At 39.4% G+C, this 21,345-nt stretch carries 20 protein-coding genes; 10 read left to right on the top strand and 10 right to left on the bottom strand.

Features of this window, described 5'->3' with window-relative positions; all coding sequences use genetic code 11:
* The first annotated feature begins 2 nt into the window (after positions 1–2).
* Positions 3–944: a glycosyltransferase gene (locus IWX76_RS08180; protein WP_196859413.1), complete on the top strand. Its 942-nt coding sequence runs from the start codon at positions 3–5 to the stop codon at positions 942–944.
* Here IWX76_RS08180 and IWX76_RS08175 read toward each other — a convergent pair.
* On the bottom strand, positions 941–2,083 hold the full coding sequence (locus IWX76_RS08175; protein WP_196859412.1) for a glycosyltransferase family 4 protein: 1,143 nt from the start codon (positions 2,081–2,083) through the stop codon (positions 941–943). The two genes, IWX76_RS08180 and IWX76_RS08175, sit on opposite strands and share 4 nt — an antisense overlap.
* Between IWX76_RS08175 and IWX76_RS08170 the strand changes: the two genes are divergently transcribed.
* Both IWX76_RS08170 and IWX76_RS08165 read left to right on the top strand, forming a co-directional pair.
* Positions 2,061–3,119 carry a glycosyltransferase family 2 protein gene (locus tag IWX76_RS08170; RefSeq protein WP_334641509.1) on the top strand — a complete coding sequence of 353 codons (1,059 nt, stop codon included), beginning with the start codon at positions 2,061–2,063 and terminating at the stop codon, positions 3,117–3,119. The two genes, IWX76_RS08175 and IWX76_RS08170, sit on opposite strands and share 23 nt — an antisense overlap.
* A 32-nt stretch (positions 3,120–3,151) precedes the next feature.
* Complete coding sequence (locus tag IWX76_RS08165; RefSeq protein ID WP_196859410.1) at positions 3,152–4,009, top strand: alpha-1,2-fucosyltransferase; 858 nt, start codon at positions 3,152–3,154, stop codon at positions 4,007–4,009.
* An 82-nt stretch (positions 4,010–4,091) separates the two neighbouring features.
* Here the strand turns inward: IWX76_RS08165 and infB are convergent, their stop codons facing one another.
* From infB to IWX76_RS08145, 4 genes are all read right to left on the bottom strand, one after another.
* The gene (gene infB / locus IWX76_RS08160; protein ID WP_196859409.1) at positions 4,092–7,181 is read right to left on the bottom strand and encodes a translation initiation factor IF-2; all 3,090 of its coding nucleotides are present in this window, start codon (positions 7,179–7,181) and stop codon (positions 4,092–4,094) included.
* Positions 7,182–7,296: 115 nt separating this feature from the next.
* Entirely contained in the window at positions 7,297–8,532 is a 1,236-nt protein-coding gene (gene nusA / locus IWX76_RS08155) for a transcription termination factor NusA (RefSeq protein WP_196859408.1), read from the bottom strand.
* A 1-nt stretch (position 8,533) separates the two neighbouring features.
* Positions 8,534–8,998 (bottom strand): ribosome assembly cofactor RimP, encoded by a 465-nt coding sequence (rimP, locus tag IWX76_RS08150; RefSeq protein WP_196859407.1) that lies wholly within the window; start codon positions 8,996–8,998, stop codon positions 8,534–8,536.
* A gap of 133 nt (positions 8,999–9,131) precedes the next feature.
* Positions 9,132–9,542 carry a hypothetical protein gene (locus IWX76_RS08145; protein WP_196859406.1) on the bottom strand — a complete coding sequence of 137 codons (411 nt, stop codon included), beginning with the start codon at positions 9,540–9,542 and terminating at the stop codon, positions 9,132–9,134.
* A gap of 18 nt (positions 9,543–9,560) precedes the next feature.
* Between IWX76_RS08145 and IWX76_RS08140 the strand changes: the two genes are divergently transcribed.
* The gene (locus IWX76_RS08140) at positions 9,561–9,905 is read left to right on the top strand and encodes a phage holin family protein (RefSeq protein ID WP_196859405.1); all 345 of its coding nucleotides are present in this window, start codon (positions 9,561–9,563) and stop codon (positions 9,903–9,905) included.
* Positions 9,906–9,969: 64 nt separating this feature from the next.
* Here the strand turns inward: IWX76_RS08140 and IWX76_RS08135 are convergent, their stop codons facing one another.
* From IWX76_RS08135 to panC, 3 genes are all read right to left on the bottom strand, one after another.
* On the bottom strand, positions 9,970–11,109 hold the full coding sequence (locus IWX76_RS08135; RefSeq protein ID WP_196859404.1) for an acyl-CoA dehydrogenase: 1,140 nt from the start codon (positions 11,107–11,109) through the stop codon (positions 9,970–9,972).
* Between the two features lie 98 nt (positions 11,110–11,207).
* The gene (panD, locus tag IWX76_RS08130; RefSeq protein ID WP_196859403.1) at positions 11,208–11,558 is read right to left on the bottom strand and encodes an aspartate 1-decarboxylase; all 351 of its coding nucleotides are present in this window, start codon (positions 11,556–11,558) and stop codon (positions 11,208–11,210) included.
* 44 nt (positions 11,559–11,602) lie between these two features.
* Positions 11,603–12,442, bottom strand: coding sequence for a pantoate--beta-alanine ligase (gene panC, locus IWX76_RS08125; RefSeq protein WP_196859402.1), 840 nt, complete (start codon positions 12,440–12,442; stop codon positions 11,603–11,605).
* 151 nt (positions 12,443–12,593) lie between these two features.
* On the opposite strand from panC, the gene IWX76_RS08120 reads away from it, so the two are divergent.
* Both IWX76_RS08120 and IWX76_RS08115 read left to right on the top strand, forming a co-directional pair.
* Positions 12,594–13,418: a glycogen/starch synthase gene (locus tag IWX76_RS08120; RefSeq protein ID WP_196859401.1), complete on the top strand. Its 825-nt coding sequence runs from the start codon at positions 12,594–12,596 to the stop codon at positions 13,416–13,418.
* A 23-nt stretch (positions 13,419–13,441) separates the two neighbouring features.
* The gene (locus IWX76_RS08115; protein ID WP_196859400.1) at positions 13,442–14,863 is read left to right on the top strand and encodes a DUF4270 domain-containing protein; all 1,422 of its coding nucleotides are present in this window, start codon (positions 13,442–13,444) and stop codon (positions 14,861–14,863) included.
* A 66-nt stretch (positions 14,864–14,929) separates the two neighbouring features.
* Here the strand turns inward: IWX76_RS08115 and IWX76_RS08110 are convergent, their stop codons facing one another.
* Positions 14,930–15,364, bottom strand: coding sequence for a single-stranded DNA-binding protein (locus tag IWX76_RS08110; RefSeq protein ID WP_196859399.1), 435 nt, complete (start codon positions 15,362–15,364; stop codon positions 14,930–14,932).
* Positions 15,365–15,374: 10 nt separating this feature from the next.
* Positions 15,375–16,424 carry an A/G-specific adenine glycosylase gene (gene mutY, locus IWX76_RS08105; RefSeq protein ID WP_196859398.1) on the bottom strand — a complete coding sequence of 350 codons (1,050 nt, stop codon included), beginning with the start codon at positions 16,422–16,424 and terminating at the stop codon, positions 15,375–15,377.
* Positions 16,425–16,593: 169 nt separating this feature from the next.
* Between mutY and IWX76_RS08100 the strand changes: the two genes are divergently transcribed.
* The 4 genes from IWX76_RS08100 to radA all read left to right on the top strand — a co-directional run bounded on the left by IWX76_RS08100 (position 16,594) and on the right by radA (position 21,152).
* Positions 16,594–16,896 carry an HU family DNA-binding protein gene (locus IWX76_RS08100; protein WP_133555877.1) on the top strand — a complete coding sequence of 101 codons (303 nt, stop codon included), beginning with the start codon at positions 16,594–16,596 and terminating at the stop codon, positions 16,894–16,896.
* A 4-nt stretch (positions 16,897–16,900) separates the two neighbouring features.
* Positions 16,901–17,761 (top strand): tetratricopeptide repeat protein, encoded by an 861-nt coding sequence (locus IWX76_RS08095; RefSeq protein ID WP_196859397.1) that lies wholly within the window; start codon positions 16,901–16,903, stop codon positions 17,759–17,761.
* A gap of 268 nt (positions 17,762–18,029) precedes the next feature.
* The gene (locus IWX76_RS08090) at positions 18,030–19,580 is read left to right on the top strand and encodes an Rne/Rng family ribonuclease (protein ID WP_196859396.1); all 1,551 of its coding nucleotides are present in this window, start codon (positions 18,030–18,032) and stop codon (positions 19,578–19,580) included.
* Positions 19,581–19,775: 195 nt separating this feature from the next.
* Positions 19,776–21,152, top strand: a complete 1,377-nt coding sequence (gene radA, locus IWX76_RS08085) for a DNA repair protein RadA (protein WP_196859395.1) — start codon at positions 19,776–19,778, stop codon at positions 21,150–21,152.
* The last annotated feature ends 193 nt before the right edge of the window (positions 21,153–21,345 follow it).

Below are 21,345 nucleotides of genomic sequence, written 5' to 3'. Positions count from 1 at the left end.
ACATGACGTTATTCTTCACCATTTCTACCACAAATTACCTTCCCTTTGCAGTGTCCTTACTCGACTCAGTGAGGGAATTTCACCCGGAATTTGAATTTTGTGTTTGCCTCACAGACTATTTGGACGTTAATCAAATCAAAGAACATTCTTTATCAACTCGGTACCCTTTACTGCAGTTGCATGAATTAGGTGTTGAAGAATTCGATTTCATTACGCAAAACTATACTCCTATGCAGTTGGCAAATAGCTCAAAAATTCTATTTGCCAGGCACTTCCTGAATCAGGAAAAAATTGACCAAATTATTTTCGCAGATGCGGATATGCTATTCTTTAATCGGCTGCCAGAAGAGGTAATTGATGATCAGCAGATTATTTTCACGCCCCATTTTTCATCTCCACCGCCCATTGATATGAAAAGACAGGAACTTGAAGTATTAAATGCTGGGTTGTATAACGGGGGTTTCTTTAAATTAAAAAAATCAAACGAAACTGAATTGTTTATCACTTGGTTGAGAGAAAGAGCTGTATTAGATTGTATATACGATTTCAGTAGGGGTTATTATGGAGAACAGTTGTGGCTGAATTTTATTCCGCTTTATTTTAAATATGCGCATATAGAGCCTAGCGTAGGTCTAAACGTCGCTTATTGGAACCTGCATGAAAGGCGAATAACAGAAAGAGATGGTCAATTTGTAGTTAACAATACAATTCCGCTATACTTTTTTCATTTCAGTGGTTGGGACTTTAACAATCCGTTGCAGATTTCAAAATGGGCATTATTTAATACACAAATGCGCCCAGATATAATTCCTCTGCTTTCTAAGTATCACGAACGCTTAAAGAATAATGAATATCAGCGTTATATTAACCTACCAAATTATTATACAACTAAAAACACATCCTTCTTAGCAAGGATAAAAAAGTTTTTAAAATTAACCGCTTAATTATTTGAGTTTAGCAACGTTTTAAATATTTGATTAATCAACTTCTCATAAAGTGGCAATTGATGTTTTACATCGTATATCATGGCGGCCTCCCTCATTTTAAAGGTATCAATTACCACATCGCCTTCATGAATTCTTTGCATTCCTGTTAGGAGCTCAGGCAAATTACCATTATCAACACTAATTCCCATCTCCCCTTTAATAAATTGGGCTGCTATTCCTGTTTTAAAGGCCACCATTGGAATCCCTAAATAGGCAGCTTCCAGCATGACCAGAGAGAAGGTTTCTTCCCTAGACAATAACAAAAACCCATTAGCAACAGCCATGTAATTATAATAATCTTCAGATAAGTTCCCTGTAAAAATCAATCGATCAGGGTATTTTTTTTCAGCCACATTTCTAACGTAAAATTCTAACCCATTGCTTAGCTGTGGGCCCAACCACATTATTTTTATGTGCTTGTCTTTAAAATGTTCTAATATTGGCAATACATAATCGAGTCCTTTCATATACTTTGTTCCTCCCGAGACTACCCACACAAAATCATCAGGTAAAATACCCAATCTATTTTTGATGTCCTGTATTTTCTGCGAGTCCGTATTAATCGTGTCCGTATCAATGAAGCTGTTTTGTAAATACACATTTGTATCCTTAAGTTCACTGATTTTTTCGCATATCATATCAGAACAGCCTATCCATGCATCAGAATAGGAAAAGACCCTTTCAAGTGTCTGACGCTTGATATCACTAAAGGCATATAAAAATTCATGTATATGTGTGATTAGTTTAACTCCTACTGGACGAGCTAATTCAAAAACTTCGGGAACAGCCACCGTGTTAACATACCATACATCTGCTTTAAAGCTACGCTGTATCTTATCTAACTGATATTGGAGTGGATCTATACCAAACATTTTCACGATGCGTCGTATGGCCCTATCTGTCCATTTGGGGCTATGCTTATACATCACATGCTTTTCAATAAAATCTGGTAAAAGATCATATAATTCCCCTTTCCTGATGCAGAACACAGAAACATCGTAATCCTGATTATTTAAATTTTTCAACAAATACCATAAAACCATTTCTGAACCCGTTCTGCCAAGATGCTGGGTGATGAATAAAATTCTTTTTTTCAAGCTACCTTTGTTTTATATGTCCCCAAAAATAACTGTTTTTATGGCCGCATACAATGCAGCCAAATATATTACTGAAGCAATTGAAAGCATTTTACATCAAACATTCGAGGATTTTGAACTATTAATCGTTAATGACGGTTCTACGGATAATACCGTTGCAATCATCAATAAATTTCATGATCCCCGGATAAGGCTAATTCATAATGACCGAAACAGAGGATTAGTATTTACAAGAAATGTGTTATTAGAAGAAGCTAGAGGGGAATATATTGCCATTCTGGATAGCGATGATATCGCAATTTCCAACCGGTTAGCCTTACAATATGAACATTTTAAAAAGCATCCCGAATTAGCCTTATGCGGTGGTCATGGACAGGTTATCAATCACTCGGGAGATACCATTAATGATCCACGACTCATTGTACCAATAGGACCAGAAAACATTAAAATTACTTTACTGTTCTTAAATACTTTCGTAAATTCCACAGTGATGTATAAAAAGGAAGTTCTCTTGGAACTTAATGGTTACAATGACTTTGCACCTGCCGAAGATTACGAACTTTTTATACGTATAGCAGATAAATATGCTGTCGATAATATCGACACCGTATTAGTAAAATACAGGGATCACGATCACAATACTTCTGTCGTTCAGGTATCCACAGGCAGCAGAAAAGTGCATGAGATAAAGAAGAACCAATTGAATCGGCTTCACATCGAAGCAGATCAAAGGCTTATAGAGGTTTTCTATAGCGTGTTGGCCCACAATTTTGAGCCTTTTGACTTTTCAGACTATTTATCACTTTTCTGGAAATTGAAGTCAGCAAACCAGAAATTAAAGATATATCCAAAAGAGCCTTTTGAAAAAAGGCTCTTTGAATACTGGTTCAAGATAATTATGATTAAAAAGGCGAAAGGAAATGCCTTGGCCTTACTCTTCAGTAAAAAACTATTTAATTTTAGATACCTAACAGCAAAGCAATTCAGGAAGACATTTAAACTGTCGCTAAGAGGGATAGGAACTTTATCTAAATAATACTACATATTAAGACTACTATCGGTTACTCCATGAAAATCATTCAATTTTTAGGCGGATTAGGCAATCAGATGTTTCAATACGCATTATACAAAGTACTTCAACAGAAATTTCCAAACGTTAAAGCTGACCTGCATAGCTATAAAAATTACTCCTTACATAATGGTTTTGAGCTTGAAAACATATTCAACATTAAACTAAATAAGATCACCCCTTTTACTAAAAATCTATATAACAAACATAACAGAAAGTGGATTTATAGGAAACTTAGGCGATTACTCAACCTCAGAAACGCTTATCAGGAAGAAAAATCACTATTTAGTTTCGACCCATCCATATTAGCTGAACCTAAGTCACGCTACTATTGGGGTTATTGGCAAAATCTTCGGTATTTTGATGCTATTGCTGATGATTTAAGGATTGACTTTGAGTTTAAGAACAAGCTCACCGGAGCAAACCAGCAGACGCTATCAGAGATCCAACAAACAGAAAGCATAGCTATCCATGTTAGACGGGGTGATTACCTCAAAGACCCACTATTGGGGGGATTATGCGGACCAGCATACTATCAGGAAGCAATCAATCATATGCAATTGAAGGTGAACTCACCAAAATATTTCGTTTTCTCAGACGACATTGCCTGGTGCCAAAAACACCTGGTATTAGCAGAAGCAAAATTTATATCCTGGAATAAAGGTTCAGAAAGTTACATTGATATGCAATTAATGAGTGCTTGTAAACACAATATCATCGCTAATAGCAGTTTCAGCTGGTGGGCAGCCTGGCTTAACCCTAATCAATCTAAAATTGTAATATACCCTCAAAAATGGGTTAATGACAATCAAGCCAAGGAAAGTATGTCTACTCCAGCAAACTGGATTGCCCTATAATCTCCATTCCTGGAATCTTCTACAAAAAAAACACCTTGCAAAATAAATTGCAAGGTGTTTAATATGATATGATTGATTGGATTTATAACTTCCTTTTCACTTCTACTTGTTCGTAGGCTTCTACAATATCACCCACTTCAATGTTATTAAAGTTATGGATATTCAAACCACACTCGTAACCAGAATTCACTTCTTTCACATCATCTTTATAACGTTTCAGTGAAGCTAACTCGCCTGTGTAAACCACCACACCTTCTCTAACGATACGGATCTTACTGTTACGGGTAATCTTTCCATCCAATACCATACATCCTGCAATGGTACCCACTTTAGTGATTTTGAAGACATCTCTGATTTCCACGTTAGCAGTAATCTTCTCTTCAAATTCTGGAGCCAACATACCTTCCATCGCCGCTTTGATCTCATTGATCGCATCGTAGATGATCGAGTACAGACGGATATCGATTTGTTCTGCTTCCGCTAATTTACGTGCTCCTGTAGAAGGACGTACCTGGAAACCGATGATAATCGCATCAGATGCAGAAGCTAACAATACATCAGATTCAGAGATCTGACCAACAGCCTTGCTAATAATGTTCACCTGAATTTCTTCTGTTGACAGTTTCAATAGAGAGTCAGATAATGCTTCAATCGAACCATCCACGTCACCTTTAATAATCAAGTTCAGCTCTTTAAAGTTACCGATAGCCAAACGACGACCGATCTCATCTAAAGTAATGTGTTTCTGTGTACGTAAACCTTGTTCGCGCATCAATTGTAAACGTTTGTTTGCAATCTCTTTCGCTTCATGTTCTGTATCCAGTGCATTAAAGCGATCTCCCGCTGTTGGGGCACCTTGCATACCTAATACCTGAACCGGTACCGAAGGTCCAGCCTCCGCAACTTTCTGTCCACGCTCGTTAAATAACGCTTTAACACGTCCACTGTAACTACCTGCTAAAATTGGATCACCAACTTTTAACGTACCTGCCTGAACAAGAACAGTGGTTACAATTCCGCGACCTTTATCTAAGGTAGCTTCAATTACACTACCTGTAGCACGTTTCTTAGGATTAGCATTAAGGTCTAAAAATTCAGCTTCTAATAATACTTTCTCTAGAAGCAAGTCTACATTTAAACCGCTTTTACCCGATATCTCCTGCGACTGGAATTTACCACCCCAATCTTCGACCAAAATATTCATCGTTGATAACTGCTCACGGATCCGTTCTGAATTCGCACCTGGTTTATCAATTTTTGTAAAAGCAAATACCAATGGTACGCCTGCAGCTTGTGCGTGGTTAATTGCTTCTTTTGTCTGAGGCATCACGGCATCATCCGCTGCAACTACAATAATTGCAATATCTGCAACTTTAGCACCACGTGCACGCATCGCGGTAAAGGCTTCGTGACCTGGAGTATCCAGGAACGTTACTTTTTTACCTGTAGGTGTGGTTACCATATAAGCACCAATGTGCTGTGTAATACCACCTGCTTCACCAGCTACAACGTTGGCTTTACGTATATAATCCAACAGTGATGTCTTACCATGATCCACGTGACCCATAATAGTCACCACTGGTGCTCTTGGTACTAAATCTTCTGCTGCATCTTCTTCTTCTTCTAGGATATCACTTTCATCATCTGGTTTAATGAATTGAATTTCATAACCAAACTCATCAGCAACAATAGTTAGGGTTTCTGCATCCAAACGTTGGTTAATCGATACAAACATACCCAGACTCATACAAGTACCAATAATTTTGGTCACTGGTACCTCCATCATCGTGGCCAGTTCATTTGCCGTAACAAATTCCGTAACCCTTAATACTTTCGATTGAGCCTCTTTTTCTAACGCTAATTCATCCGCAGTTAAAGCCACATCATCACGTTTCTGACGACGAAGTTTCGCTCTTTGTGCAAACTTACCAGATTTACCTGCTCCACTTAAACGTGCAAGCGTGGCTTTAATCTGATCTTGTATTTCTTTTTCCGTAGGCTCTTCCTTAGATCCACCGAAACCACCTGGTTTGCTGTTTCTAAAATTAGGCCTGTTGGCTGTATTATTTGTGTTGTTTCTAAAATCCGGTCTGTTGGTAAACGTAGGTGGCGTTGCAGGTTTTGGTGGATGTGCTCCGCCAGTAGTTTGTGCAGGTGTACCTGTACCCGAAACCTGCCCAGTAGTTGGGTGAGGAGTTCCTGGTGTCTTTTTACGTTTACGCTTACGCTTCGCAGCGTCGCTGTCATTTGAAGAAGCGATTGGTGATGACTTACGGTCTGGCGTTGTTGGCAAAACAATTTTACCAATAATGTTCGGACCAGTCAATTTTACAGACCTGGCTTTGATAACTTCTACTTCTTCGGGTTTGTTAACCTTTGGAGTAGCAGGTGCTTCTTTAGCAGGCTCTGGTTTAGCAACAGCTGCAGGTTTAACCACAGGTTTCTCTGCCGAGGCAGATTTTTCCTCTGCTTTAACCACAGGAGCAGCCGGAGCCGCTTCAGGTTTTGCTTCTGCTTTCACTTCGACAGGCGCTTCTTCCTTTACTTCTGCTTTCGGTGTTTCCTTAACCACTTCTGGTGCAGGAACCGGTGCAGGTGCTGGAGCTGGAGCTTCTGTTTTAACTTCCGCTACTGGAGCAGGAGGTGTAGCTGCCGGAGCTGGAGTTTCCTCTTTTTTCACTGGACGCGTTTTCGAATTTAAATCATCAAGATTTATTTTGCCAATAACTTTAACGCCTGGCAAAGAGCTTTCTTCAACCTTATCAGGTGTTTGCACCTGAGGAGTTTCCGCTTGATGAGCTGGCTGTGCTTTTACAACAACAGGCTCCTCTTTTGCTTTTTCCGCCGGAGGGCTATAGCTATGAAGGTTCTTTACTAGAATACCTTCATTTTCGAACTCTACATTCTTCTGTGGTGCTTCAGGCGCTTTTTCAATTACATCAGGCTCATCACGACGTATTTTACCAATAACAATTTGATCGGCCTGTTCTTTTACGATTTTATCTCCCTGAAATTCTTTCAATAATGCATCGTACATATCTTTTGAAAGCTTGGTAGTGGGTTTATTCTCGACAGAGAAGCCTTTCTTTTCCAGGAACTCAACGGCCGTAGCTATGCCTACGTTAAGTTCCTTAACTGCCTTAAATAAAATTATTGGTTTGTCGTCTGACATTGATATTCCTCTTTTTTCTTAAATCTTATACAAAAGTAACGTTTATTCTTGTTTTATTTCATGTGTATGTCATTTGTTTAAAAAATCTCACACGCCATACAAAACTTCCCTGCGGTTACTCAAATTCTGACTTTAAAATATTGATAACTTCTTTTATAGTTTCTTCTTCTAAATCAGTACGTTTTACTAGTTCATCTACCGATAGTGTTAATACACTTTTTGCTGTGTCACAACCAATGGCTTTTAGCTCATCGATTATCCAGCTATCGATTTCATCTGAGAATTCTTCGATATCCACATCCTCATCTTCTTCTCCTGCTTCACGATAAACATCGATCTCATAACCGGTCAATTTTCCGGCCAGCTTAATGTTGTGTCCACCACGGCCAATAGCCAGTGACACTTGATCAGGCTTCAAGTAAACAGATGCGTGTTTTGTCACGTCATCCAGTTTAATAGAACTGATTTTAGCCGGACTTAATGCCCGGGTGATATATAGAGAAATATTGTTTGTAAAATTGATTACATCAATATTCTCGTTTTTTAATTCTCTTACAATACCATGAATACGTGAACCTTTCATACCAACACATGCTCCAACCGGGTCAATTCTGTCATCATAAGATTCAACCGCCACTTTCGCACGCTCTCCTGGTTCACGAACAATTTTCTTAATGGTAATCAAACCATCAAAAATCTCTGGAACTTCGATCTCAAATAAACGCTGTAAAAATTCTGGGGCTATTCTGGATATAATAATCTTAGGTGAGCTGTTCATCATATCAACTTTTGATATCACTGCACGAACTGTATCTCCCTTTTTGAAATAATCTGCAGGAATCTGTTCAGTTTTGGGCATCATCAGCTCATTACCTTCATCATCAAGCACTAAAGTCTCTTTTTTCCATACCTGGTAAACTTCACCAGTTACAATTTCGCCAACTCTGTCTTTATATTTCTTAAATATTTCGTCTTTCTCTAATTCCAGCACCTTAGATACTAAAGTCTGGCGGGCAGCTAAAATAGCACGACGGCCAAAACTCTCTAAAGTAATCTGCTCAATGTAGTCGTCGCCAACTTCCATATCCGCATCAAGTTTCTTCACCTCAGAAAGTTCAATTTCTAAATCATCGTCCTCAGAAAAGCCATCTTCCATCACTTTTCTGGTTCTCCAGATCTCTAAATCCCCGTTGTCAGGGTTAACAATGACGTCACAATTCTCATCGGTACCGTATTTTTTTCGCAACATGCTACGAAACACCTCTTCCAGCACACTAATCACTGTCGGGCGGTCGATGTTCTTGAATTCCTTAAATTCTTGAAACGAATCGATTAAATTAATATTGCTCATTTTATTTAAATGAAATTAAAACCTTTACTTCTGTTATATTATTAAACGCGATCTGGGTTTCTACCAGCTGCGCCTTTTTACCTTTTTCTTTAACGCTCTCTTCAATTATGATTCCAGCCTCATCAACGGCAAGCAACTTACCTTCTTTTTTATCACCGCCTGGTAGTTTAACGTCAACTAATCTTCCAATATTTTTTTCATATTGTCTTTTCAATTTTAACGGCTCACCTACCCCTGGTGACGATACTTCCAGGTTATAGGCCTGTACAATGGTGTTTTCTTCTTCCAAATGAAAACCAACATGCCTACTTATGGCAGCACAATCCTGTATGCTAATGCCTTCATCGCCATCCACATGAATAATTAGCTTATTGTTTGGAAGCATTTTCACCTCCACCAAAAATAATTCCGGTCTATCCGCAATTTTTTCTTCAACCAGTTCTCTTACTCTGTTTTCTATCTGCATAACCAATTTGCTAAAACAGAAAAGAGGGGACACCAGCCCCCTCTAATTCTCTATATCTTTGCAAAGATAGATATTTTTATTCAAAAAAAAAAGTACTACCTTATTCGCCATCGCATTCTATAGTCATAAGCAACTATCGCTCCAACAGCACTTCTTGTGGCTGTAAATGATAACGCACTTTCCCCTTCAACACCTGGTCTGCATCACCAAATGTTGCATTTAACGGTGTACTTACCAAATAGGTTTTCCCCCTTTCAAAAGCAGCATTCGGTATAAACCAAATTTCCTTATTCTGCATACGTAACTTACCCGGCACCTCTTTTCCATCGGCAGAAACCCTTACCCAATCACCAGCTGTAGAATCTTGCGCAACTTGATGCTGCAACTCCAGCAAACCAACCGGATTTATCCCTTTCAAGCATATAGCCGCACTATCAGCCGTAAATTCTATAATAACTGGCTTATTATTTGATATGCTGCAACTAGCAAACAAACAGGTAATAAAAACAACAATTAAACCTAACTTAGGAAAACACTTTATCATCACACTAAATTAAACATTATGAGCTTTATTCTGGAAATATTATTGATGGGCCTGGTTATGCTCTTTGGATCGTACATCACGCCTGGCGTAGAAGTAAATGGATTTGGAAGCGCAATTTTAGCTGCCGTATTAATTGCCTTGGCTAACGCCACCATCGGGTTTATCCTCAGGATACTTACCCTGCCACTAAATATCATTACCCTTGGCTTGTTCTCTTTTATTATTACTGTATTGATGATTTTATTAGTAGACAGTATGATGACCAGCTTTAATACTTCTGGTTTCTGGGCAGCAGCTATTTTAGCTATTGTAATGGCTGTGATCAAAATGGTATTCGGAGGTTTGGCTAATTCCAGATCATAACACGAAACACGATAAACAGAAAAAGCACCTGATCAGGTGCTTTTTCTGTTTATATCAATTTTACTTATCTTAAAATATCCCTTGAAATTACCACTTTCTGAATTTCTGATGTGCCTTCATAAATTTGAGTAATTTTCGCATCTCGCATTAAGCGCTCTACATGGTATTCTTTTACAAATCCATAACCACCATGAATCTGTACCGCTTCAATGGTTACATCCATCGCTACTTTAGAAGCAAACAATTTTGCCATTGAACCTGCAAGGGTGTACGATTGCCCCTGATCTTTCAACCAGGCTGCTTTATACACCAATAAACGTGCGGCTTCAATTTGAGTAGCCATATCTGCCAATTTAAAGGCAATAGACTGGTGTTCATGTATCGGCTTACCAAAAGTTTTGCGTTGTTTCGAATATTCCAAAGCCAGTTCGTAAGCACCAGCTGCAATTCCCAATGCCTGGGCAGCAATACCAATACGGCCGCCTTCCAGTGTTTTCATCGCAAACTTAAACCCAAAACCATCCTCACCAATACGATTTTCTTTAGGCACCTTCACGTCGTTAAACATTAAGGAATGCGTATCAGACCCCCTGATGCCTAATTTATTTTCTTTCGGACCAATGGTAAAACCTTCCATGCCTTTTTCGACAATGAAAGCATTGATTCCTTTATGTTTTAATTCTTTATGTGTCTGTGCAATCACCAGATAAGTTGATGCGGTGCCACCATTGGTAATCCAATTTTTAGTGCCGTTTAACAAGTAATAATCGCCTTTATCTTCGGCAGTAGTCTGTTGTGAGGTAGCGTCAGAGCCCGCTTCTGGTTCCGACAAACAAAACGCACCAATCTGTCTGCCAGATGCAAGTGGTTTTAAGTACTTCTCTTTTTGAGCTTCTGACCCAAAAGCTTCTAATCCGTAACAAACCAATGAATTATTAACCGATACCACTACTGATGCAGAAGCATCAATTTTAGAAAGTTCTTCCATCACCAAAACATACGAAAGTGCATCTAAACCACTTCCTTCATATGTCTCGGATACCATCATACCCAGAAAACCTAATTCTCCTAATTTCTTAACTTGTTCTGCAGGAAACTTTTGATGCTCATCACGCTCAATCACCCCAGGCTTAAGTTCACTCTGCGCGAAATCCCTGGCCGCCTGCTGAATCATTAATTGTTCTTCACTTAGTTGAAATAGCATAATAATTATTTTTAAAAATATGTATTAGGCCAAATTTAGTTATTCTAAACCAAAATACTATGGTTGCATAATAATTTCTAAGCAAAAGCGCAAGGAGGCTATTTCAACAGATGATTGTTGTCGTCAGGGAACACCAAAATGGGATGGTAATTTTTTGCTTCTTCAATAGGCAAAGAACCATACGACATAATGATCAGGATATCGCCTACTTGCACTTTTCTTGCTGTTGCACCATTTAGACAAATCATGCCAGATCCACGCTCACCTTTAATCGTATAAGTCTCAAAGCGCTCTCCATTATTGTTGTTCACAATTTGCACTTTTTCATTTGCAATTATGTTTGCTGCATCCAATAGATCTTCATCAATGGTAATACTGCCAACATAATTCAGTTCTGCCTGCGTTACCTTAACGCGGTGTATTTTCGATTTTAATATCTCGATAATCATTTTGCAAATTTAATTAAAATTAAATAGTTGTAAGGGTAGAATTGTTAATGCAATAACATGTTATCGATTAAACGGGTTTCGCCAACTTTAGCAGCCACCAGTGCCACCAGGTAAGGGGCATTTTTATCTGTCTCCGGCAAAAGTGTCTCTCCATTTACGATGGTAAAATAATCAAGTGCTACACCTGGCTCTGCATTAATCATCGTTTTCGCCTCAGAAACCAACTCTTCGATGGCTTTAGACTTGAAATTGTTGCGTACATATTCGAGCGATTTACTCAACACCAGGGCGTGCTCATGGTCTGCTGCCGTTAAATGTATGTTTCTCGAACTCATGGCTAAACCATCATTTTCCCTGATAATCGGACAGCTGACAATCTTCACTTCCAAGTTAAAATGTTCCACCATCTTTTCAATCATCAGCACCTGCTGGAAATCTTTCTGCCCAAAAAAAGCAAGATCTGGCTCCACCGCATCAAACAGTTTTTTCACAATTTGGGTCACACCTTGATAATGTCCTTTCCGAAATTCACCTTCCAGTAAAAATTCTGCGGCGCCCAAATTAATCTGCCATGTTTCCGGTTGTGGATACATCTCTTCAACACTAGGCATAAATACCACATCACAACCTGCTTCTTCAAGCTGCTGGATATCATGTTCTAAAGGCCTTGGGTATTTCTCCAGATCTTTTGTGTCGGTAAATTGTGTAGGGTTAACAAAAATGCTACACACTACCAGGTCTGCCTGTTTCTTTGCCATAGCGATTAACGAGACGTGACCTTTATGAAGAGCACCCATCGTTGGGACCAGCGCTATTTTTTGCTGAGCCCGTTTTAGGGGCTCCAGCAGCATTTTTAATGCTGCGATTGTTTTTATGATTTTCAAACCAGTGTGAAAAATTTACAGCGCCAAAGTTGGTTATTTATACATTCTTAACAAAACATCTTGGCCAACAACTTGATAAATATTATAATAATGACTATCTTTGCCCCTTGATTATCTTTTCTTTAACATAATTTTATTTACGAATATGGAGATGGCAAAAACGAAGCTACTGATTGTTACACACGAGATGTCGCCTTTCCTCGAACTCACCAAAATTTCAGAAATTACCCGCCAATTACCTCAGGCCATGCAGGAAAAAGGATTCGAAATCCGCATTCTGATGCCAAGGTTTGGTAACATTAATGAAAGACGAAACAGGTTACATGAAGTAATCCGTTTGTCTGGCATGAACATCATCATTGATGACAATGACAACCCATTAATCATTAAGGTAGCTTCTATTCCTGCAGCACGTATGCAGGTCTACTTTTTGGACAATGAGGATTATTTTCAACGTAAATACGTTTTCCGCGATAAAGAAAACAAATTTTATGCTGATAACGATGAAAGAACGATCTTTTTCTGCAAAGGCGCATTGGAAACAGTTAAAAAACTAGGCTGGGCACCAGATATCGTTCACTGCCATGGCTGGATGACCGCACTTGTTCCTGCTTACATTAAAACATCTTACAAAAACGATCCAACGTTCAAAAATGCTAAAGTAGTTTACTCCATTTATGAAAACTGTTTTACAGAAACGTTAAATACGGATTTGCATAAAAAAGCTGTCATGAATGCCATGACCGCCGAGGACACTAAAGTATTCGAAAATCCGACCAACAACACCATGCATATTGGTGCAATCTCTTATTCTGATGCAGTTGTTTATGCAGCGGAAAAAATTGATGCTGATGTGTTAAAATTTGTTAAAGATTCTAATAAGCCAACTTTAGCTTATAATTTAACCGAAAATTTCGACAACTTCTTCAATCTTTATGAAGAAATTTCGAGCGAAGAAATGGTTTCAATAGCATAACAAACGGTATTATTAATTTAAATATGAAATTCTCAAAACTAGACTTATTGACCCTGTTGATAAGTCTTTTTCTTTTTGCATCGTGTAATGAGTCTAACACTTTAGGCTTAGATCTAGATCCTGAAAATGCAGTCCAGGGTGCTTTGGTTGATACATTAACCATTCAAACAAAAACAATGGCCGATGATCCTTCATCAACCTTTTATGGTGCATCCTCAGAAGCAAACCCTTCTCTACTTCCTTTAGGCTTTATTAAAGATCCTGTATTTGGAACTTCCGAAGCCAGTCTGGCCCTAAGTGTTGCTGTACCCAATTCAGCCTTCAGTTTTGGCACCAATCCCATCATTGATTCTGCTGTACTGGTTTTACCTTATGCACCACAGTTTTATGGAGACACTACTACCTCAGTGTACAGCATTGATGTACATCAGTTAACAAATAACATCGCCAAGGAAGCAAATTACTTAAGCAACAAACAATACGCTTACCAAAATACCCTTACCGGAAACTTTACAGGTAAATTAAAACCTAATACGCCTTTTAAAGTGACTGCTGTACTTACAGGTGCTACAGACACCCTAAAAGCAGCGCCTGCTTCAATCCGGATAAAACTGGACAAAGCCTTCGCACAAGCTAACCTGGCTAACTTAAGTGCAGCTAACCTGGCAAACAGCACAGTATTTAATGAATATTTTAAAGGATTGCACGTCAGCATTAATAAAGCTAAAACAACAGGCAATGGCGGCATCATGCACATTAACCTGGATGGCACAAACTCAAAATTAGAAGTTTACTATAGAAGACAAAACGCAACAACCGCCACCTCCATTGATACAGTAGCTTCAGTATTCCCGGTTGGTAAAACATCGGGCCCCGTTGCGGCTTCTATTAAACATGATTACGAAGGCACAGCGATCGCTACCCAGCTTGCAGATGTAAGCAATAAACAATACGATGTTACATACCTGCAAAGCCTTGCTGGTTTAAAAAACAAAATCACTTTTCCACACCTTCAGGCTTTCGCTAAAAATGTAGGCAGCAGAATTGTTATCAACAAAGCTGAACTTGTGGTAGATTTAAGTGCAGGTACTGATGTAGCTCCATTTATCCCAGCACAACGTCTTGCCCTTTACCAGTTGGATATCGCTGGTCAGCGCGCATTAATTGCCGATCAAGTCAGTACAGATAAGCGCTACACTGGTAATTTTGGTTCTGGTTATAACAGCGTGTCAAAAACATACAGTTTTATTGTTACTGGTCATATTCAAGACCTCATCGATGGCAAAACCCAGGATTACGGTACATTTTTAGCACCAGCTCCTCCTTCCATGGCCGAATATAGCATAGCGCCTAACATCACTACCGCACACCGCTCAGTGATCGGCTCCATGTCTAATGGCACCAATAAAATTAAACTGAACATTTATTATACAAAAATCGACTAGTCTTTTTACTGTTCTACAAAAAAAAGGGTCACTTCTATGAAGTGACCCTTTTTTTTGCTGTTTAATTTAAAATGGGATATCGCCTCCTAAATCACCCCGGTTAGTGAATTCATCATCGTGTTTGGGGGTACTGTGGGTAGCTACAGCTGGTGTCGGACTGCTTTCAAAGTCGCTTTTTCTACCTAAAATAGTAAAGTTCTCTGCTACCACCTCCGTTACATATTTTTTTACTTTCTCCCTGTCTTCAAATGATCGTGTACGAAGCTTTCCTTCTATGTACACCAGCTTGCCTTTTTGCAGGTATTTAGACGCTACCTCGGCTAATCCACGCCAAAGCACAATGTTATGCCACTCTGTTTGTTCAACGCGCTTACCGTCCTTATTAAAGGTTTCGGAAGTTGCTAAAGGGAAGCTTGCTACGGTTACACCACCGTCTAAATGACGAACTTCAGGATCTTTACCTAAATGTCCTACGAGAATTACTTTATTGATACCTGACATGAAAATGAAATTATTTGGTTAAATAGGCATTTATGAAATTGGTGATTACTATAGGTTGGGGCAAATCGTCTAACTCCATTTTGCCCACCCATTTTACACCTGCATCTTGATTAAAGTTAATGATATAATTAGCCAAAGCAAAAAATTGAACATATATTATTTGGTGAGTCAAGACATGTTTTTTAGCCATCAATGGCTGTATAACAACCTGTTCACCGCATAGTTTTTGAATTTCTAATGTTAAAAATTCATCCGGAAAGCCTGTTTCGCCTGCTGTTTCAATTAAAGGAAAATCGTATAAGTGTTGCCAGATATCTCCGGGCTGTCTTTTTTTAACCAAAATATTCCCGTCATTCTCCATAATCAGGTAGTTAAAATACCGGTTGCGGGGGGGCATTTTTTTAAGCTTTACCGGTAGCGTGTGCTGCAAGTTTAACCGCCTGGCTTCGCAGTGATCTTGTAAGGGACATACCTCACAATCGGGCGATTTTGGCTTGCACTGAAGGGCACCAAACTCCATGATGGCCTGGTTATATAACATGGGGTTTTGACCCACAATCAGCTCCTGTGCCAGTGCCGAGAATTCCTTTTTTCCTTCCGTGCTGTTAATGGGGATGGCTATACCAAAATACCTGGCCAGCACCCTAAAAACATTGCCATCAAGCACCGCACGCAATTCACCAGCAGCAAAAGAGGAGATAGCCGAAGCAGTATAATCACCAATGCCTTTCAGTTTAATGAGCTCATCATATTGAACCGGAAACACCCCCTCATGCAAGGCCAGCACCTGCTGTGCCGTATGATGCATGTTACGGCCACGCGAATAATAACCCAGACCTTGCCATAGCCGCAACACCTGTGCTTCCGTTGCCGAAGCAAAATCTTCCAACCTTGGAAAGGCCTCCAAAAATCGGTTAAAATAAGGCAGCCCCTGCTCTACCCGCGTTTGTTGCATAATAATTTCTGAGAGCCAGATTACATAAGCATCTTGCGTATGCCGCCAGGGTAAATCCCTTTTATGCAATTGATACCAGTTAACAATTTCCTGCTGAAATTTCATTTTCCAAAAATACGTTCTATTCCATCGCTTTTTCTAGATGTTGCAATTCAGTGATGATTACACAAGCAAATAATTGATCTTTTATTTTCCTATCTCATTAAAAAGCAATACTTTTGCAACCCCAAATCACTTATAATATTTAAACACACAATAATTAATAATAGAGAATATGACTAAGGCAGATATTATTTCAGAAATATCAACAAAGACAGGAATTGAAAAAGTAGATGTGCAGGAGACTGTTGAAGCATTTTTCAAAGTGATCAAAAATAGCATGATCGGTGGAGAGAATGTTTATGTAAGAGGTTTTGGTAGTTTTGTAGTTAAAAAAAGAGCGCAAAAAACTGCAAGAAACATTTCTAAAAACACCGCCATTATTATCCCTGAACATTTCGTTCCAAGCTTTAAACCTGCAAAAGTTTTTGTAGATAAAGTAAAAAATAACACTAAAAAACTTAGCGTAGAGGCTTAATATTATGATTAAAAATATCCGTACTAAACAAATCGTTATCATTGGAGCAGTTGTATTGCTTATTGCTTTTTTGTTTACACGTGATATTACTGGTCTGGAAAAACCTAAAGAAGACACTGCTAGTGCTCCTGCTACCGAACAAATGGCACCAGTTGCCGCCAAGGAGATCGATCTGGAAGAAGTTTCCAGGACAGGCAAAAACCTGATCAACAACAGTCTTGCTAATGAAATTAAGAACCTGGAGAACACTTATAAAGGTGCTTCCGAAGACAAAAAATTACCATTAGCTAAAAACCTTGCCCAGAAATGGGATGATGTTGAACAGCCAATTCCAAGTGCATTGTACCTGGAAATTATTGCCAACAAGGATAAAAACCTTACAAACTGGATAAATGCCGGTGCACGATTTATGAAAGCTTATGATTTAACACGCGACAGCGTTATGCAGCCTGCGTTACTTCAAAAAGCTCATCAATCATACACCAATGCGTTTGCCATCGATTCGACTAGTGCAGCTGCAAAAACCGGATTAGGTATCACGATAGTAAATGGGATGGGCATGCCGATGAAAGGTATAACCATGCTGATGGAAGTAGTTGCCAAAGACCCGACTAATTTAGAAGCAAACATGAGCTTAGGCACATTTGCTATTAAATCTGGTCAGTTTGATAAAGCCATTACCCGATTTAATGACATTATTGCGCAGAAGCCAACACCAGATGCCTATTTTTACCTGGCTACCGCTTATGAAAACCTGGGCAGAAAAAAAGAAGCGATTGCCGCTTATTTAAATAGTAAAAAGCTTGCAGCAAATCCTACCTTGTCGAAGTTTATTGACAAACGTGTGGAAGAGCTCAGTAAATAATTAATAAACAGATTTATAAAAATATTAAACTTACAACATTATGCCAAGTGGTAAAAAAAGAAAGAGACATAAAATGGCTACGCACAAACGTAAAAAACACTTAAGAAAGAACAGACATAAAAACAAGAAGAAATAGCCTCTTCTTTTAAAATGTAAACAGGTAAAATATACGTTGATTTATTGGCGTATATTTTGCCTGTTTACCATGTTTTTCATATCAGTCCATGTGTTAATAGGGTATTTTGATATACCTTAAAATTTACAGCTTTTGGTAAAAGAATTAATTATCGATTCAGCTCCTACGGGGGTAACCATAGCTTTAATTGAAGACAAACATCTTGTAGAACTTCATAAGGAACACATCAACAACAACTATGCTGTTGGCGACATTTATTTGGGCCGCATAAAGAAAATTATGCCGGGACTAAATGCTGCGTTTGTTGATGTCGGTTATGAAAAAGATGCGTTCCTGCATTATTTTGATCTGGGACCGCAAGTGCAATCTTTATTAAAGCTTACAAAAATTAAGCGTAATGGCTCTGTTAATGGAACTTTATTAGACAATTTTAAACTGGAGCCCGATATTAACAAGGCCGGTAAAATATCTGAAGTAGTTGCCAAAAATATCGTCATCCCTGTTCAAATAGCCAAAGAGCCTATTTCTACAAAGGGTCCACGCTTAAGTTCTGACCTTTCTATAGCGGGTCGCTATATTGTATTGGTACCGTTTTCTAACGTTATTTCTATATCCAAAAAAATAAAAAGTAATACCGAACGTAATCGTTTAAAGAAGATTATTGAAAGTATTAAACCTAAAAACTTTGGGGTTATTATTAGAACCGTTTCAGAAGGAAAAGGTGTAGCAGAACTACAAAAAGATCTCTTGGATTCTGTAGCCAAATGGGAAAACTTCATGAAGAAGTTGCCCGATGCAGAACCGTCAAAACGTGTTTGGGGAGAAATGGATCGTACGTCAACGTTGATCCGCGATATCCTGAGCACAGATTTCACTAATGTCTATGTAAACGATCAAAGTTTATTTGAAGACATTCGTTCTTATGTTCATGAAATTTCTCCCGAAATGGAGAAGATAGTGAAGCATTACAAACAGAAAGAACCCATATTTGAGCACTTTGGCCTGGATAAACAGATCAAAAACGGCTTCGGAAAAACGGTAAACCTTCCTGGTGGTGCTTACCTGGTTGTAGAACATACAGAAGCATTACATGTTATTGATGTAAACAGCGGTAACAGAACGGCGAGCAAAGAAAACCAGGAAGAGAATGCCCTTCAGGTGAATAAAGAAGCCGCAAAAGAAATTGCACGCCAGCTAAGGCTGCGTGATATGGGTGGTATTGTTGTTGTCGATTTTATTGACATGCACAAACCGGTTAACCGTAAAATGTTATTTGACTATTTACGTGAACTTATGCAACTTGATCGTGCCAAACACACGATTTTGCCACCAAGTAAATTTGGTTTAGTTCAGATTACCCGCCAGCGGGTGAGACCTGAAATGAACATTGTAACTAGTGAAAAATGCCCTACCTGCGATGGTACAGGAGAAATCAAAGCAAGCATCGTGTTGATGGATGACATTGAGAATAACCTGATGTATATTTTACAGGAACAAAATGAAAAAAACGTTACGCTGTGCGTACATCCTTATATTGAAGCCTTCATTAAAAAAGGGATTTATTCCTTGCAATGGAAATGGTTCTTCAAATTTGGCCAACGCATCAAAATAAGGGCTGTACCTTCGTACAACCTGACAGAGTTCCATTTCTTGTCTGCTAAAGACGAAGAAATTAAAATGTAACCTCCTGTTTAAAGCTTAATGGTAAGCCTGACTTCATAACGAAGTCAGGCTTATTCATTTTCACCCTTTTGGCTTTACTTCCACACTCCCCTCAAATCCATTAACGCTGCTGCCTAAAGTGTTGCTTATTTCTAGCAATTACTTTCGTTGGTCTATCTAATTAGCCTTAAATTAGTAGCCCTTAAACAACACACCTTGGCTAAAACTAAATCAGCATATTTTTGTCAGAGTTGCGGCTTCGAAACCGCAAAATGGCTCGGCAAATGCCCGTCCTGCAATTCATGGAATACTTTTGTAGAAGAAGTTATTGAAAAAACAGCAACAAAAGTTCCAACCTGGAAAAGTGCCGGCAGCTCTACCCGCATCAATAAACCAAGTAAGGTAGATACCATTGTATCTTCTACCGAAAAACGCATGTTAACCGGCGACCAGGAGTTGGACCGTGTATTGGGCGGTGGACTCGTGCTAGGCTCTGTAACCTTAATTGGCGGCGAACCTGGTATTGGTAAATCAACACTGATGCTGCAGCTGGCCTTAAACATGGGCAACAAACGTATTCTTTACATCTCTGGGGAGGAAAGTGAGCAGCAGATTAAAATGCGTGCGGAACGCATCACGGCTAAACCAACAGCCGATTGTTACATTTTAACAGAAACCTCCACTCAAAATATATTTAAACAGATTGAAGCGCTGGAACCTGAAATCGTCATTGTCGATTCCATTCAAACCCTTCACTCCTCGCACATCGAATCTACACCCGGCAGCGTAAGCCAGGTAAGGGAATGTACAGCAGAACTCCTGCGTTTTGCAAAGGAAACAGATACTCCTGTCTTCCTGATTGGCCACATCACCAAAGATGGCGCTATTGCCGGACCAAAAATACTGGAACATATGGTGGATACAGTGCTGCAGTTTGAAGGCGACAGGCACCACATCTACCGCATTTTACGCGCTATTAAAAACCGTTTTGGTGCCGCAGCCGAACTAGGCATTTACGCCATGAACAGTAGTGGATTACGCGAAGTCACTAATCCTTCTGAAATCTTGCTTTCCCAACGGGAGGAGGAACTGAGTGGCATCGCCATTTCGGCCACATTAGAAGGCGCCAGACCTATGCTCATTGAAACGCAGGCATTGGTGAGTTCCGCAGCATACGGAACGCCTCAGCGCTCTGCTACAGGCTTTGACACCAAGCGAATGAATATGCTGCTTGCAGTGCTCGAGAAACGTTGCGGATTTAAGCTCAGTGCACGTGATGTGTTTTTAAACCTGGCGGGCGGTATCCGTGTGGAAGACCCGGCGATTGACCTGGCCATCATGGTGGCTATTATTTCTTCTCATGAAGACATTGCCATTCCTTCGAAATACTGTTTCGCGGCTGAAGTAGGTTTGTCGGGAGAAATCAGGGCGGTAAACCGCATTGACCAGCGCATTGCCGAAGCAGACAAATTAGGCTTTGAACGTATATTTATTTCAAAATATAACCTAAAAGGCTTAAATTTAGAAAAGTACAAGCTCGAAGTGGTAGGCGTTGGAAAAATCGAAGATGTTTTCAGTGCTTTATTCGGCTAGCTAACGCCACTCATCCCCTAAAATTTTATTGTAGTTACAGCACGGCTTGTGTACAGGCTGACCTGGGTTCCACTCAGGTTCGTCGTAAGTCCGGGGTAACAACGTACCTGGTACGGCATTAGTACGGGACTCGTACGGGAGTTGTCGAACGAGTCCCGTACGAGGTCTGTTCAAAGTGCGTCTCAGGTACGGT

This window comes from Pedobacter sp. CAN_A7, assembly GCF_015752175.1.
Lineage (GTDB): Bacteria > Bacteroidota > Bacteroidia > Sphingobacteriales > Sphingobacteriaceae > Pedobacter.
This window is presented reverse-complemented; position numbering and strand designations above follow the sequence as displayed.